Origin of the sequence: Kitasatospora sp. NPDC048298, from assembly GCF_043201465.1 — a bacterium.
Taxonomy (GTDB): domain Bacteria; phylum Actinomycetota; class Actinomycetes; order Streptomycetales; family Streptomycetaceae; genus Kitasatospora.
In genome coordinates this window covers 1-13,954 of record NZ_JBICYZ010000033.1, presented here as the reverse complement: position 1 = coordinate 13,954, position 13,954 = coordinate 1, and the positions used below count along the sequence as shown (strand labels likewise).

The window sequence follows — 13,954 nt, the reverse complement described above, 5'->3', positions numbered from 1 at the left end:
GGTGCGAAGGCGTTGCCGCGGCGTCGCAGCGAGGACGGAGCGACCCCATGACGACCGCATCCACATGGCACATGCCCGCAGAAACCGAGAAACAGGCGCGGACCTGGATGGCCTGGCCCGTCGCCGACTACGGCACGCCCGCCGAGGAGGCGCGCCGGGCCTGGTCGGCGGTGGCCAACGCGATCACGCAGCACGGCGGTCAGCCGGTCACCATGCTGGTGACGGCCGAGGAGGAGCCGTACGCGAGGAAGCTGCTGGACGACGAGGTCACGCTGCTCGTGACCAGGCTGGACGACGGCTGGGCGCGGGACACCGGGCCGACCTTCGTCGTCGACGCCCAGCGGACGCGCCTTGGCGCGGTCGACTGGGTGTTCAACGCCTGGGGCGCCCAGTCGTGGGCGAGTTGGGCCTGGGACGCCCGGGTGGCGACCACGATCGCCGAGGAGGTCGGCGCCGAGATCATCCCCTCCGAGATGGTCGCCGAGGGCGGGGGCTTCCACACCGACGGTCATCCCGGTCGACGCCCGGCCGCTGTTCGCGCGGGGCGGCGGCGCCCACTGCATCACCCAGCAGGAGCCGGCCATCAGCTAGGCGCACCAGCACAGAGCCCGGAGTCCGGAGGACGGAGATGAACACGAAGCCCGATCTCGCCGGGAAAGTCGGCGAGTTGAAGGAAGATCTGATCAAGGACCTGATGGGTCTCGTCAGCATCGCGTCGGTCTACGACGGCGAGACCTTCAAGCTCCAGCCGGTGAAGGACGCCGCCAACAAGTGCGCGGCGCTGCTGGCCGGGACGAAGGTCGAGCAGAAGTGCATCGGCGACGAGAAGAAGAACGCCCCGCTGGTCTACGCCACCTGCGGACCCGACAACCCCCCGAAGGGGACACCCACGGTGCTGCTGTACGCGCACTACGACGTGGTGAAGGCCGGGGACTGGGGCGAGAAGGCCGCCTTCACGCCGGTGCGGAAGGACAACCGCGTCGTCGGGCGCGGGGCCGCCGACGACAAGTCGGGGGTGATGATGCACGTCGGCGCCGTCCGGGCCTTCGGCGGCAAGCCGCCCGTCAACCTGAAGATCGTCCTGGAGGGCGAGGAGGAGTCGGGCGACACCCTGGAGACGTACGTCCAGAAGAACGCCGACCTGTTCAAGGCCGACTTCGTCGTCATCGCGGACGCCGGGAACTACGCGCTCGGCGAGCCGACGTTCACCACGAGCCTGCGCGGTGTGGTGGACGTCGACGTCACGGTCGGCACCCTGGGAATCCCCAAGCACAGCGGCGTGTACGGCGGCCCGGTGCCGGACGCCTTCATGGTGTTGGTGCGGATGCTGGCCAGGCTGCTCGACGACGCGGGCGACGTCGCGGTGCCGGGCCTGGTCCGGGAGCACTGGCAGGGCCACGAGCCCGACGAGAACGGGTTCCGCAAGGAGGCCGGGGTGCTGGACGGGGTGCGCCTGATCGGCACGGACACGCTCGGCAGCAGGCTGTTCGACAAGCCCTCGGTCAACGTGGTGGGGCTCGACGGCGTCCCGTCGATGAAGGACTCCATCAACCTGCTCCGGTCGACCGTGACGGCCCGGGTCAGCCTGCGCATCGCCCCGAAGCAGAAGCCGGCCGACGCCATCGCCCTCCTCAGGAAGTTCCTGGAGAGCAGTGCGCTGAACCCGTGGAACGCCAAGGTCACCGTGAAGCCCGTCGACGCGGGCGGTGCGGGCTTCGAGGCGGACACCACCCTGCCCGGGTTCGCGGTGGCCCGCAGCGCGATGATGCACGCCTATCCCGGCAAGGACGTCACGTTCACCGGCGACGGCGGGTCCATCCCGCTGGTCACGCAGCTCCAGACGATCAACAAGAAGTCGCCGCTGCTGCTGATCGGCTGCCAGGAGCCGACCTGCCTCATCCACTCGTACCCCGAGAGCGTCGACATCGACGAGTTGGCGACGATGACGCTCGCCGAGTGCGACCTGCTGGACCTCCTGGGTTCGGGCGCGAAGGCGACCGGCCTGGAGGCCATGGCCGCGACGGCCGTCCCGGCGGGCAGGGCCTGAGGTCCGACAGCCTCGGCAGACCTCACAGATCAAGGACATCCCATGGAACTCATCTCCCCCGTCGCCCCCGCGGTCGCGGGTGAATGGCTCCCCTCGAACCAGGGCTTCCTGAGGGACTGGCTGGACCACCGGATCAGGAACCTCGACCGGAAGGCCCCGCTGAAGCCGTCCATCCAGGCGTTCCACAAGCTGATCGACGAGGACCCCCAGGTCTACATGCTCTTCAACGACATGCTGTGGCAGTTGTCCCACCGGGAGACGCCGACCGGATCCCCCCAGGTGAAGACGGTCGACGACCTGCTGCTGCTGTTCAACCACGCCATCCAGCACGCGCCCGAGTACAACGACACCGGGCTGGTGGGCTTCCCGATCAACGCGATCCTGAACTGGGCCATGGGCACCCAGGCGGGCTTCGCGGCGTTCCTTAACGACAAGGTCAACGCCTGCTTCAAGGACATGCTCGACGAGTGGGACGAGTACCTCACCAGCGAGGCCTCGAAGTACGTGCTGGACAAGGAGGACGAGAACGGCTGGTTCGGCAAGAAGGCGCTGGAGGCGATGCCGGACTTCGAGAAGACCTACGTGTGCGATCCGGACGACCGGTACTACGGGTTCACCTCGTGGGACGACTTCTTCACCCGCAGGCTCCAGCCCGGCGTGCGGCCCGTCGCCTCCGGTGTCGGGGAGGTCGCCAACGCCTGCGAGTCGAATCCCTACCGCCTGGCCAGGAAGGTCGCGCTGCGCGACCAGTTCTGGATGAAGGGCCAGCCGTACGCCCTCGCCTACCTGCTCGACTCCGCCCACCGGACGCCGGCCGAGCCGGACGCCAAGGACTTCGTCGGCGGCACCGTCTACCAGGCGTTCCTGAGCGCCCTCAGCTACCACCGCTGGCACAGCCCCGTCGACGGCACGGTCACGGCCGTGCGCAACATCCCCGGCACCTACTACTCCCAGACGCCCGTGGCGCTGTGCGACGTCGCCTCGCCCGACCTGTCCCAGGGCTACATCGCCCACCTCGCCGCCCGCGCGGTGATCTACATCGAGACCGATGAGCCGGACGTCGGCACGATGGCCTTCGTCGCCATCGGCATGGCCGAGGTCTCCTCCTGCGAGGTCACCGTGGAGGTCGGCCAGGAGGTCGAACGGGGCGAGGGGATCGGCATGTTCCACTACGGCGGCTCCACCCACTGCCTGGTCTTCGGGCCGGACGTGGACCTGGACTTCGTCCCGACGACGTTCCCGGGCAAGTCCAACCTCCTCGTCAACTCCAAGGTGGCGAGCCTGCAGTAGGCGACCGGCCGCCGAAATCCCCGACACCACCGGCGCCAACCGCCTACCTGGCAAGCAATTTGATGAGTCATCACCTGATCAGGTGATCTTCCGTCGAGCTTCCTTGTGTCTCGATCACCCGCGCGGTGTGCTGGCCGCGCGGGGTCGAGGGGCGACCCCACCGAGGGGAGCCATACCAATGAAGACTCCGGTCACCACGGACGTGAAGGTCAGGGACAAGTCCGCCTGGGTCCGCTGGCTGCCGAACGCCCTGCCGGCCGCGGGCTACATCACGCTCGACAACACCGCCGACAAGCGCTACGACATCACCAAGATCACCAGCCCGGACTACCAGCGCATCACGATCTACCAGACCGTCACCGACGAGGAGAGCTCGAAGATGGTCAAGGTGGACAAGGTCACCCTGTCCGCCAAGGGCGGATTCGCCTTCGTGCCGGGCCAGTACCACATCATGTTCGAGAAGCCGCGCCGCCTGATCACCCCCGGCGACAACGCCCGCGTCGTCTTCTTCCTCGACAACGGCACCGTCCTCAAGGTCAGGATGCCCGTCCGCACCTCCCCCGAGCTGTACTGACCCCACCGCCCGCGCCCACCTGGAGATCCGGACACATGACCACCTACCACCTCGACCTCGGCGACAACCAGGCCGAAGCACTCGACTCGGTCACCAAGCTCACGCTCGTCGGCTCCGACCTCGACCTCGACTCCCTCCTCACCACCGGCGTCAAGGCCCCCGTACCGCTGTGGGGCGACGTGCTCCTCACCCGCGGCGACGACCGCCACCCGGCCACCACCACCTGGGCCGAGGACGTCGAGAACACCAACACCCACCAGGACGTCGTCCTGATCGCCGGCGACCCGACCGACCCCACGTCCCGCCGGGTGCGCCTCGCCGACGCCTGGGCCAGCACCACCTACCACCTGGACGAGGACGACGACCCGGACGCCTTCGTCATCAGCTTCAAGGACATCACCATCGAGAAGTAGCCGCCCCCTTGGCGAGCAGCCCAGGGGCGGAGTGGGAAGTCGGCCCGGCCGACTTCCCACTCCCGTCCGGAATGTAGGAGGCCGGTACGCTCCGGAGATGACCGACCACGGCATCGCCCAGCCCTCCTTCCGCCTGCAGGTCGTCCAGGCGGTCTCCGCGCTGGCCGACCCGGCCTTACGGCGCGAAGTGCGGCTCGAACCCGGCAAGTTCGAGGACCTCGACTACACCGTCTGCGTCCTGTTCGACGACTTCTGCGACGCCGACGAACCCTTCCCCTGGCTCGGCCGGAGCCTGCGCACCGAGGAGGAGGTCGAGCTGATGGCCGCCCTCGGCGTCGCCTACACCGCCGTCCAGGACGCCCACGGCCCCTCCACCGCCGGCGCCGGCTACCTCGACGCCCCCGGCTGGCCCGCCGTCACCGCCGCGGCCGCCCGCCTCGCACCGCTGCTCGCGGCCAACGACGCTGCGGCGTAAGCACCGTGTGCGTCTGTACGCCCGTGCGCGCCGTGTGCCGTGTGCGTGGGAAGTCGGCCCGGCCGACTTCCCACGCCCCACCCACCAGCCTGCCCGCCGGAGCGCACCCGTAAATCCGGTGCGCCCGCCGGATGATCTCGGTAGCCTGCCCCTCCATGGCATCGGAACTGAAACGCCCCCCGCTCCTGGCGGACGAACGCACCGCGATCACCGGCTGGTTGGACCTGCAGCGGAAGATCCTGCGCTGGAAGTGCGAGGGGCTGAGCGACAAGGACGCGCACCGCTCCGTCCTCCCCGACTCCCCCGCGATGACGATGGCCGGCCTCCTGTCGCACATGCGCTGGACCGAACACCTGTGGCTGGAGGTGCTGTTCCTCGGCGGCGACGAGAAGCAGAACCCGTCGTTCGACGAGTCGGAGGAGGACGCCGACTGGCGCACCGGCGGCCGCCCCCTGGCCGAGCTGCTCGCGGAGTACGAGGCCCAGTGCGCGCGCAGCGACGAGATCGTCGCGGCGGCCTCCCTGGACGACGTCGGCCGCCACACCGGCTACCGCCCCGGCGGCGCCAACCTGCGCTGGATGCTGATCCACCTCGTCGAGGAGACCGGGCGGCACGCGGGGCACGCCGACATCGTCCGGGAGCTCCTGGACGGGTCGAAGGGCTACTGCTAGGGGAGGTCCTTCCCGGGCCCGGAGGCGTCAACTCGACGTCCTCCGGGCCCGGTTCGGTGTGGCGGCGCGCGGTGTGGCTGGTTCTCGCTCTGGTGACGGCGGTCACTGGCTGACATGATCTGTGCGCTGACCGATCACGTTGAGCATCTGTTCGATTTCGCTCCGTGAGCAGTCGGCTCGCAGTCGCACGGGTACCCCAGTCCGCGCCGGGCCTGCTCCCGGCCGTACGAGAGGAACAGACCCTTGACCGATTCCACGCCCCGCGAGCCCCAGCCGGCGACGTCGCTGACGGCGGATCTGAACGCCGCGATCGTCGTCCCCTCCCCGGACCAGGACCCCGAGGCGGCCTTCGCCTCCCAGGGCCTGATCCAGGCCCTGCCCGCGGACTTCACCGTGGACAAGGCCGGCAGCAGCGTCCCGGCGTGGAGCCTGGCCCCGTACGCGTTCCTGACCGGGCCGGCGCCCGACACCGTCAACCCGAGCCTGTGGCGCAACGCGCTGCTGAACATGAACACCGGCCTGTTCGAGGTCGTCGAGAACGCCGTCTACCAGGTCCGCGGCATGGACCTGTCCAACATCACCTTCCTGGAGGACCCCACCGGGGCCGACCCGCGGATCGTGGTGGTGGACCCGCTGGTCAGCGAGGAGTGCGCGAGCGCGGCCCTGGACCTCTACCGCGCGCACCGCGGGCAGGACCGCGAGATCTGCGCGGTGCTGTTCACCCACTCCCACATCGACCACTACGGCGGTGTGCTCGGCCTGTTCCCCGACGGTGTGGTGCCCGACGGGGTGGAGATCATCGCCCCGGACGGGTTCCTGGAGCACGCGGTGAGCGAGAACGTCTACGCCGGCAACGCGATGCAGCGCCGGGCGCTGTTCATGTACGGGTCGCTGCTGGAGCGCTCCGCCCACGGGCAGGTCGACGCCGGGCTGGGCAAGACCAACTCGAACGGCTCCTCCGGCCTGCTGGCGCCCACCTTCAACGTCGACTCCACCGTCGCCGTGCAGGGCCAGGTGGTGGCCTTCGGCCCGGTGAACCTGGAGTTCCAGCTCACCCCGGGCACCGAGGCGCCGGCGGAGATGAACTTCTACCTGCCCGACGTGCGGGCCCTCTGTATGGCCGAGAACGCCACCCCGACCCTGCACAACCTCTACAGCCTGCGCGGCGCCCAGGTGCGGGACGCCAAGTCCTGGTCGGAGTACCTGCGGCAGTCGATCGAGTGGTTCGCGGACCGCTCCGACACGCTGTTCGCGAGCCACTTCTGGCCGCGCTGGAACAGCACCGAGAACCCCGACACGATCGTGTCCTTCCTCACCAGCCAGTCCGACCTGTACCGCTACCTGCACGACCAGTCGCTGCGGCTGGCCAACCAGGGCCTGACCATGACCGAGATCGCCGAGGACCTCGACGGCAACCTCCCCGAGGGCCTCGCCGGGCAGTGGTTCAACCGCGGCTACTACGGCACCGTCAGCCACGACACCAAGGCCGTCTACCAGCGCTACCTGGGCTGGTACGACGGCAACGCCGCCCACCTGCACACCCTGCCGCCCGAGCAGGCCGGCCCCCGCTACGTCGACGCGATGGGCGGCGCCGCCAAGGTCGTGGACCTCGCCCGGCAGACCTACGAGAACGCCAAGGGCGCCGAGGACTACCGGTGGGCGGCCGAGCTGCTGAGCCACGCCGTGTTCGCCGACCCCACCGACACCGCCGCCCGGGAGCTGGAGGCCGACGTCCTGGAGCAGCTCGGCTACCAGGCCGAGAGCGGCCCCTGGCGCAACTTCTACCTCGCCGCCGCGTTCGAGCTGCGCAACCGGCCCGCCGACGGCGCCCCGCCCGGCCTGCCCAACCCGCAGCTCATCACCCCGCCCGTCCTGGCGGCCATGTCGCTGGAGATGCTCTTCGACTACGTCGGCATCCGCCTCGACGGCCCCGAGGCCGCGGACTCGCCGCTGGCCATCGGCTTCACCGTCACCGGCGGCCTGGCGGGCGACCCGGACCAGTGCACCGTCCGGCTGCGCAACGGGGTCCTCGTCTACACCCCGGCGCCCGCGGACGACGGCACCGACGCCACCTACACCGTCACCCGCGACGGCCTGAACCGCCTGGCCGTCGGCGACGCCACGCCCGCGCAGCTCCTCGCGGACGGCGACCTCACCGTCGTCTCCGGCACGATCGACACCCTCGACACCCTCAACGGGCTGCTGGAGACCTTCGAGTACTGGTTCGGCCTGACCACGCCCTGACGCGAGGCCGCGAGCCCCTGCCCCGTTCCCCGCGGATTCCGGCCTGCCGGAATCCGCGGGGAACGGGCGCCCGCGTTTGCTGATCAAGCGTCACATCGCCTTGGAAACACGGTGGTTGACCTACCAGGATAGCTAAACGGAAGATCGTCTTCAGCACTTCGGGAAACCGCTCCCTCCTGCCGATCGCGCTGCCACGATGGCCGCAGGCGTCACGTCCGGGCCGCCGGCCCGGCGGGCGCGTCATGTCCGCTCTGGGGAGGGACCCTTCGATGTCATCGGATACACGCACGGGCCTGCGGGGCCGAGGAGCCCGGCTGCGCCGCCGCGCGGCGGGGCTGGGCGCGGCCGCGCTGCTGGCCGCGGCCGGGCCGCTCGGCGCGGGGGCGGGTGAGGCCGCCGCCTCGGCGCCCGCGCCCGCCGCTCCCACGGCCGCCACGGCCGCCGGCGCGACGCACCCGTTCGTCTACGTCGCCAACAGCGGGAACAACACGGTGACGGCGTACGACACCGTCACCGGCACGGTCGTGGCGACCATCCCGGTCGGCGCGACCCCGTACGCGGTGGCCGGCAGCCCGGACGGCGCCCGCGCGTACGTGCCGAACCTCAACGGCAACACGGTGTCGGTGATCGACACCGCCACCGCCACCGTGACCGCCACCATCCCGGTCGGCGTCCGGCCGGACAGCGCGACCGTCTCCCCGGACGGCAGCCGGCTGTACGTGGTGAACTTCGGCTCCGCCTCCGTGTCGGTGATCAGCACCGCCACCAACACCGCCACCTCCACCATCCCGGTGGGCCGCAACCCGTACACCGTCGCGATCAGCCCGAACGGCGCGAAGGCGTACGTGTCCAACGAGTTGGACAACACCGTCTCGGTGATCGACACCGCCCGTGGCGCGGTCACCTCCACCGTTCGGGTCGGCACCCTGCCGGTCGGGATCGCCTTCACCCCCGACGGCGCGAAGGCCTACGTCGCCAACCACAGCAGCGACAGCCTCTCGGTGCTCGACACCGCGACCGACACCGTCAGCGCGACCGTCCCGCTCGCCTCCGGCAGCGTGCCGATCGGCGTGGCGGTGAGCCCCGACGGCGCGAGCCTCTACGTGACCGGCAACGGCTCGGGTGCCGTCTCGGTGCTCAACACCGCCACGAACGCCGTCACCGCCACCGTCCGCGTCGGCTCCGGCCCGCAGTTCGTCGCCCTCGACCCGGCCGGCACCTCGGCGTACGTCACCAACCGCGGCTCCAACAGCGTCTCGGTGATCAGCACGGGCACCAACACCGTCACCTCCACCCTCACCGGGCTGAACTCGCCGGTCGGGCTGGGCTTCGTCAACGTGCCCCAGCCCGTCGTCACCGGCCTCGACCCCGCCTCCGGGCCCAGGACGGGCGGCACGCGCGTGACCGTCACCGGCTCCGGCTTCACCGGCGCGAGCGCCGTCAAGTTCGGCTCGGCCCCCGCGGCCTCCTTCACCGTCGACAGCGACACGCAGATCACCGCCGTCGCCCCGCCCGGGGCCGTCGGCACGGTGGACGTGACCGTGGCCAAGCCGGCCGGCACCAGCGCCACCGGCCGCGCCGACCGGTACACCTACCTCCCGTTGGCGCCCGCCGTCACCGCCGTCGACCCCGGCCACGGCCCGCGCAGCGGCGGCACGACCGTGACGATCACCGGCACCGACCTGGCCGGCACCACCGCCGTCGCCTTCGGCGGGGTCCCCGCCGCCTCGTTCACCGTCGTCTCCGACACCCAGCTCACCGCCGTCACCCCCCGACACGCCGTCGGCACCACCGACGTCACCGTCACCACGCCCGTCGGGACCAGCGCCACCGTCCCCGCCGACCGGTACGCCTTCGACAAGGTCGCCTCCCTCGGCACGGTCTACACCGCCGACAGCGGCGACGACACCGTCAAGGTCTACGACTCGGCCGCCGGCGCGGTCGGCGCCAGCATCCCGGTCGGCTCCAAGCCGTACGAGGTCAGCGCCAACCCGGCCGGGACCCAGGTGTGGGTGTCCAACTCCGGCAGCGGCACCGTCTCGGTGATCGACACCTCCTCCAACCTCGTCATCGGCACCGTCCCGGTCGCCACCACCCCGACCGCGATCACCTTCAGCCGCAACGGCGCCACCGCCTACGTCTCCAACTCCGGCAGCGGCACGATCTCCGTCGTCGACACCGCCACCCGCGCGGTGACCGCCACCATCCCCCTCATCGGCGAGCCGCGCGACTCCGCGCTCACCCCCGACGGGTCGACCCTGTACGTGGTCGAGCACACCTACGGGCTGGTCGTGTCGATCGACACCACCCTCAACCTCGTCAAGGGCGCCGTCCCGCTGTTCCAGACCCACCCGGCCGCGCTGGCCGTCACCCCCGACGGGCGCAGCGTCTACGTCGCCGACGACGGCGGCAGCACGGTCAGCGTCATCTCGACGGCGACCAACCTGGTGACCGGCACGGTCGCGGTCGGCTCGCGTCCGAGCGCGGTGGTGATGACCGGTCAGGGTGCCGCGTACGTGGTGAACAGCGGCAGCGACAGCGTGTCGGTGATCGACACGGCGCGCGGCACGGTGACCGCGACCGTGCCGGTCGGCGCCGGCCCGCTCGCCGCCGCGGCCAACGCCGCGGGCAGCACGGTGTTCGTCACCAACGGGACGGACAACACCGTCTCGACGCTCGACACGGCCACCAACACCGTCACCGAGTCGGCGGCGGGCTTCTCGACGCCGCGCGGCGCGACCGTCCTCGGCTGATCCGGACGGATGCGGCGGTAGCCGCACGGTGGGGGCGCGGATCACCCGATCCGCGCCCCCGCTCGGTGTGTGGGCTCTGCTCGCGGGCTCTGCTCGCCGCCGGAGTCGAAGGCGGTATTCCGCTCCACAATTCCTCCAACCTGTCCTGCGCGCAGTGCACTTGCCGCGCTATAAAAGGCTCGACTGCGATCCCGATCCGGTGCGGGGTCGCGAGAGGCCGGGGGGCAAGGGGTGGACTGGGCCGAGGCTGCGGGCTACGGGGCCGTCGGTGGCGCGCTCGTCGAACTGCTGGTGGCCAACGGGCGGTTGCTCGCCTGGCAGGCCGACCGGCACCGGGCCCGCAGCGAGAAGCGGCGACGCATGCCCAGACTGCGGACGTACATCGACCCGACGGCGGACATCGCGGCGGGTGCCAGCCGTCTGGCCCTGGGCGCGCTCTCGGGCTGGCTGCTGCATTCGGAGATCAGCGGCTTGTTCGCCGCGGTCGCCGCCGGGGCGTCCGCTCCCGCGATGCTCCGCCAGATCGGGTCGTTCACCAGCGTGCAGGGGCTGATCCGCGGGGAGGAGGAGGCCGCCGAAGCCGGCCCGCCCGCCGCCGAGGAGGCGGTGGAGTCCGGCGGCGCCGCCGACCGGGAGGTGCGGCCGTGAGCTTCGGCCGGCGGTACCTGGAGTCGCTGCTCGCGGTGGAGCCCGGTCGCGCGGGCGCACGGGAGCCTTCCGTTGCGCGGGTGGAGGTGCCGTGGTGGCGCCGGTACCTGGCCTCGCTCGTCGACGTGCGGCCGGCCGGCCCCGGCCGACTCGACGGAGCGGTAGCGGCCAGGCCCGACCGGACGCCTGCGGTTGGGCCCGACCGGAGGCCTGCGGTCAGGCCCGACCGGAGGCCTACGGCCGGTTCGGGCGCGGCCTGGGGACGCGCCCTGCCCGTGCCTCGGCAGCCGAGCCCCCGCCCGGTCGCCGCAGGGCCGGCACCGTCGGGCCGCTGGTTTCCCGGCCGCCGCCTTTTCGGGGTGATCGCCGCCGGGGTCCTGCTCGGCGGGGTCTCCTTTGCGTTGGTCCAGAACGCTGCTGAGAGATCCGGCCCGCCCCCCTCCGGTGACTGCGCCGGCGGCTCCCGGACGAGGATCACCAGCGCGAAGACCGACCTGCCGCTGGGGTTGGCGGACGCCGACCGGTCGGCGGGAAGCCCGGTGGTTCTGGACGGCATCGCGCGGTACGGCTGGGTCGGCACCCACAGCGGCCCGCACTGGCGCTACAACGCGTGCACGGCGGACGGCCCGCCCCTCGTCCAGAACGCGGACGACACCGTGTCGTTGGGCCGGGGAGGCTCCGAGTCGGACATCTGGACGGTCGAGCCGACGGCGGATCCCGGCACCTACACCATCGTCGGCCGGGGAGGCTGTGTGACGGCCGGCAGTCCTGGCCGACAAGTCAAGGTTCAGGAGTGCGTCGCCGGGGACGCGGCGCAGCAGTGGAGGTTCTCGGACATCGGGTGAGGGCCCGGGTGCGCCTGCGTCGGCGGTCCGGAGTGGGAAGTCGGCCGGGCCGACTTCCCACTCCTGTGCTGCTGCCGCTGTTGCGGGCTCAGCAGGCCGTAGCGGCGTCCGGCGTGCGGCTCGGCGTGTCGGACGGGTTCTGGAGCGGGTCCGACAGGTAGTGCCCCTGGTTCTGCCTCGCCTGCGCCGGTGGCTGCGCGGGTGCGGCGGGTCCGTGGGCCTCGTAGGCGGCCGTGACGGGCGCCTTCTGCTCGGCGGCGTGCGACGGCGTCGCGTAGCCGAGCATCGCGGTCGCCACGGCGGCACTCGCGACGGCCATCTTCGCGAGCCCTCCGGTCATCTCCGGCATGTGGTATCTCCCCCGTTCGTCACCCGCCCCACCGGCGGGCGCTGACCCGGACAGCGAACCACCGCCGGGGACGGGCGACAACCCTCCCCGGCGGCGTACTGCCGGATGAACTCTCCGGCAGCCCGTGTCGGTTCGGCCACTCGGCACCTGCCGCGAGGTGGCACGCGAGGGCCGGAGTAGGAAGTCGACCAGACCGACTTCCTACTCCTCCACTGCTGCCGTCAGCCCGTCTCCATCAGCAGCTGCGGACTCGTGGACCTGGTAGGCGGCCGTGACGGGCGCCTTCTCTTCGACGGCATGCGACGGCGTCGCGTGGCCGAGCAGCGCGGTCGCCACCGCAGCGCTCGTGACGGCCGCCTTCGCGAATCCGCCGGTCCAAGACGGCATGTGATACCTCCTCCATTCGTGACCCGCCCCACCAGCGGGAGCGGGTGACAACCCGCTCGCAGCGTGCTGCCGGATGAACTCTCCGGCGACCCACGCCGGTTCGACTGCCCCGAGGCGTCTGACGCGAGGTAGCGCGAGAGCCGGAGCAGGAAGTCGGCCGGGCCGACTTCCCGCTCCTCCGCTGCAGCCGTCAGTCCGCCTCCGCCAACGACTGCGGCTGCTCGGGCTCGTGAGCCTCGTTCGCGGCGCTGACGGGTGCCTTCTGCTCCGCGGCGTGCGACAGCGTCGCGTGGCCGAGCAGCGCGGTCGCCACAGCAGCACTTACCACGGCCGCCTTCGCGAACCCGCCGGTCATGTCCGGCATGTGATACCTCCCCCGTTCGCCACCCGCCCCACCGGCGGGCGCTGACCCCGACAACCAACCACTGCCGGGAACACCCGACAACCCTCCCCGGCGACGCACTGCCGGACGAACTCTCCGGCAACCGGTGGCGGTTCGGCCGACCCGACGCCTGATGCACAGGAAGTCGGCCGGGCGACTCTGCTGGCGAAGTCGGTTGGGGTGGGTGTGGGACAGTAAGTTCCTTCCGGTTTTGGTGGGTTGGCGGTTTGCGGGGTGGGTTGTGCTGCGTCCTGGTGGTGTGTCGGGGATTCCGGTGGAGACCGTGGCGTTGGCTCGTCGGGTTCATCCGCGTGGGACGGATGAGATGCGGGTGCGGGACGCGCTGGGTCCGTTGTTCGTCGACGAGGACTTCGCCGTGGGTGAGTTCGAGGAGATGTACGCGGACCTGGGGCGGCCCGGTATCTCGCCGGCCCTGCTGGTGATGGTCACGGTCCTGCAGTTCCTGCACAACCTCTCCGACCGGGATGCCGCGGTGGCGGTGGCCGACCGGATCTCGTGGAAGTACGCGCTGGGGCTGGAGCTGGGATACACCGGCTTCGATGCCAGTGTGCTGTGCGAGTTCCGCGCCCGCCTGGTCGTGGGTGACCGGGCCGATGCCCTGCTGACCTTGATGCTGGAGCGTCTGAAGGTCGCCGGCCTGGTGCGGGCCGGCGGCCGTCAGCGCACCGACTCCACCCACGTGCTGGCCTGCGTGCGCCGGCTGAACCGCATCGAGTGCCTGGGCGAGGCCCTGCGCGTGGCGCTGGAGGAGATCGCCCTCACCAGCCCCGGCCTGGTCGTGCCGTTGCTCGGGCCCGGCTGGGACGAACGCTACGGCCGCAAGGTCGAGACCAGCAGGCTCCTGCGCCGCAAGAA

15 protein-coding genes are annotated in these 13,954 nt (G+C 71.2%); 12 read left to right on the top strand and 3 right to left on the bottom strand.

Features of this window, described 5'->3' with window-relative positions; genetic code table 11:
• Positions 1–47 precede the first annotated feature (47 nt).
• The 11 genes from ACGF0D_RS23675 to ACGF0D_RS23625 all read left to right on the top strand — a co-directional run bounded on the left by ACGF0D_RS23675 (position 48) and on the right by ACGF0D_RS23625 (position 11,960).
• Complete coding sequence (locus ACGF0D_RS23675; RefSeq protein ID WP_392919215.1) at positions 48–632, top strand: agmatine deiminase family protein; 585 nt, start codon at positions 48–50, stop codon at positions 630–632.
• Positions 629–2,047 (top strand): M20/M25/M40 family metallo-hydrolase, encoded by a 1,419-nt coding sequence (locus tag ACGF0D_RS23670; RefSeq protein WP_392919212.1) that lies wholly within the window; start codon positions 629–631, stop codon positions 2,045–2,047. The genes ACGF0D_RS23675 and ACGF0D_RS23670 overlap by 4 nt, the downstream gene beginning before the upstream one ends.
• 42 nt (positions 2,048–2,089) lie before the next feature.
• Positions 2,090–3,337, top strand: a complete 1,248-nt coding sequence (locus tag ACGF0D_RS23665; RefSeq protein WP_392919210.1) for a phosphatidylserine decarboxylase family protein — start codon at positions 2,090–2,092, stop codon at positions 3,335–3,337.
• 178 nt (positions 3,338–3,515) lie between these two features.
• Complete coding sequence (locus tag ACGF0D_RS23660) at positions 3,516–3,911, top strand: copper chaperone PCu(A)C (RefSeq protein WP_392919207.1); 396 nt, start codon at positions 3,516–3,518, stop codon at positions 3,909–3,911.
• Between the two features lie 35 nt (positions 3,912–3,946).
• Positions 3,947–4,324 carry a hypothetical protein gene (locus tag ACGF0D_RS23655; protein WP_392919205.1) on the top strand — a complete coding sequence of 126 codons (378 nt, stop codon included), beginning with the start codon at positions 3,947–3,949 and terminating at the stop codon, positions 4,322–4,324.
• Between the two features lie 97 nt (positions 4,325–4,421).
• Entirely contained in the window at positions 4,422–4,799 is a 378-nt protein-coding gene (locus ACGF0D_RS23650) for a hypothetical protein (RefSeq protein ID WP_392919203.1), read from the top strand.
• Positions 4,800–4,954: 155 nt separating this feature from the next.
• Positions 4,955–5,470, top strand: coding sequence for a DinB family protein (locus tag ACGF0D_RS23645; RefSeq protein ID WP_392919200.1), 516 nt, complete (start codon positions 4,955–4,957; stop codon positions 5,468–5,470).
• A 243-nt stretch (positions 5,471–5,713) separates the two neighbouring features.
• Positions 5,714–7,714, top strand: coding sequence for an alkyl/aryl-sulfatase (locus ACGF0D_RS23640; protein ID WP_392919198.1), 2,001 nt, complete (start codon positions 5,714–5,716; stop codon positions 7,712–7,714).
• A gap of 269 nt (positions 7,715–7,983) precedes the next feature.
• Positions 7,984–10,467: a beta-propeller fold lactonase family protein gene (locus tag ACGF0D_RS23635; protein WP_392919195.1), complete on the top strand. Its 2,484-nt coding sequence runs from the start codon at positions 7,984–7,986 to the stop codon at positions 10,465–10,467.
• A gap of 231 nt (positions 10,468–10,698) precedes the next feature.
• Complete coding sequence (locus ACGF0D_RS23630) at positions 10,699–11,115, top strand: hypothetical protein (RefSeq protein WP_392919192.1); 417 nt, start codon at positions 10,699–10,701, stop codon at positions 11,113–11,115.
• Between the two features lie 359 nt (positions 11,116–11,474).
• Complete coding sequence (locus ACGF0D_RS23625) at positions 11,475–11,960, top strand: hypothetical protein (protein ID WP_392919189.1); 486 nt, start codon at positions 11,475–11,477, stop codon at positions 11,958–11,960.
• Positions 11,961–12,048: 88 nt separating this feature from the next.
• Here the strand turns inward: ACGF0D_RS23625 and ACGF0D_RS23620 are convergent, their stop codons facing one another.
• The 3 genes from ACGF0D_RS23620 to ACGF0D_RS23610 form a co-directional block, all read right to left on the bottom strand.
• On the bottom strand, positions 12,049–12,309 hold the full coding sequence (locus tag ACGF0D_RS23620) for a hypothetical protein (protein ID WP_392919187.1): 261 nt from the start codon (positions 12,307–12,309) through the stop codon (positions 12,049–12,051).
• Between the two features lie 201 nt (positions 12,310–12,510).
• A complete protein-coding gene (locus tag ACGF0D_RS23615; RefSeq protein ID WP_392879286.1) occupies positions 12,511–12,696 on the bottom strand; it encodes a hypothetical protein in 186 nt (61 codons plus the stop codon).
• Positions 12,697–12,886: 190 nt separating this feature from the next.
• Entirely contained in the window at positions 12,887–13,060 is a 174-nt protein-coding gene (locus ACGF0D_RS23610) for a hypothetical protein (protein ID WP_392919184.1), read from the bottom strand.
• 349 nt (positions 13,061–13,409) lie between these two features.
• On the opposite strand from ACGF0D_RS23610, the gene ACGF0D_RS23605 reads away from it, so the two are divergent.
• Positions 13,410–13,954, top strand: a 545-nt coding sequence (locus tag ACGF0D_RS23605) for a transposase (protein WP_392919182.1), incomplete at its 3' end; no start/stop codon positions are given.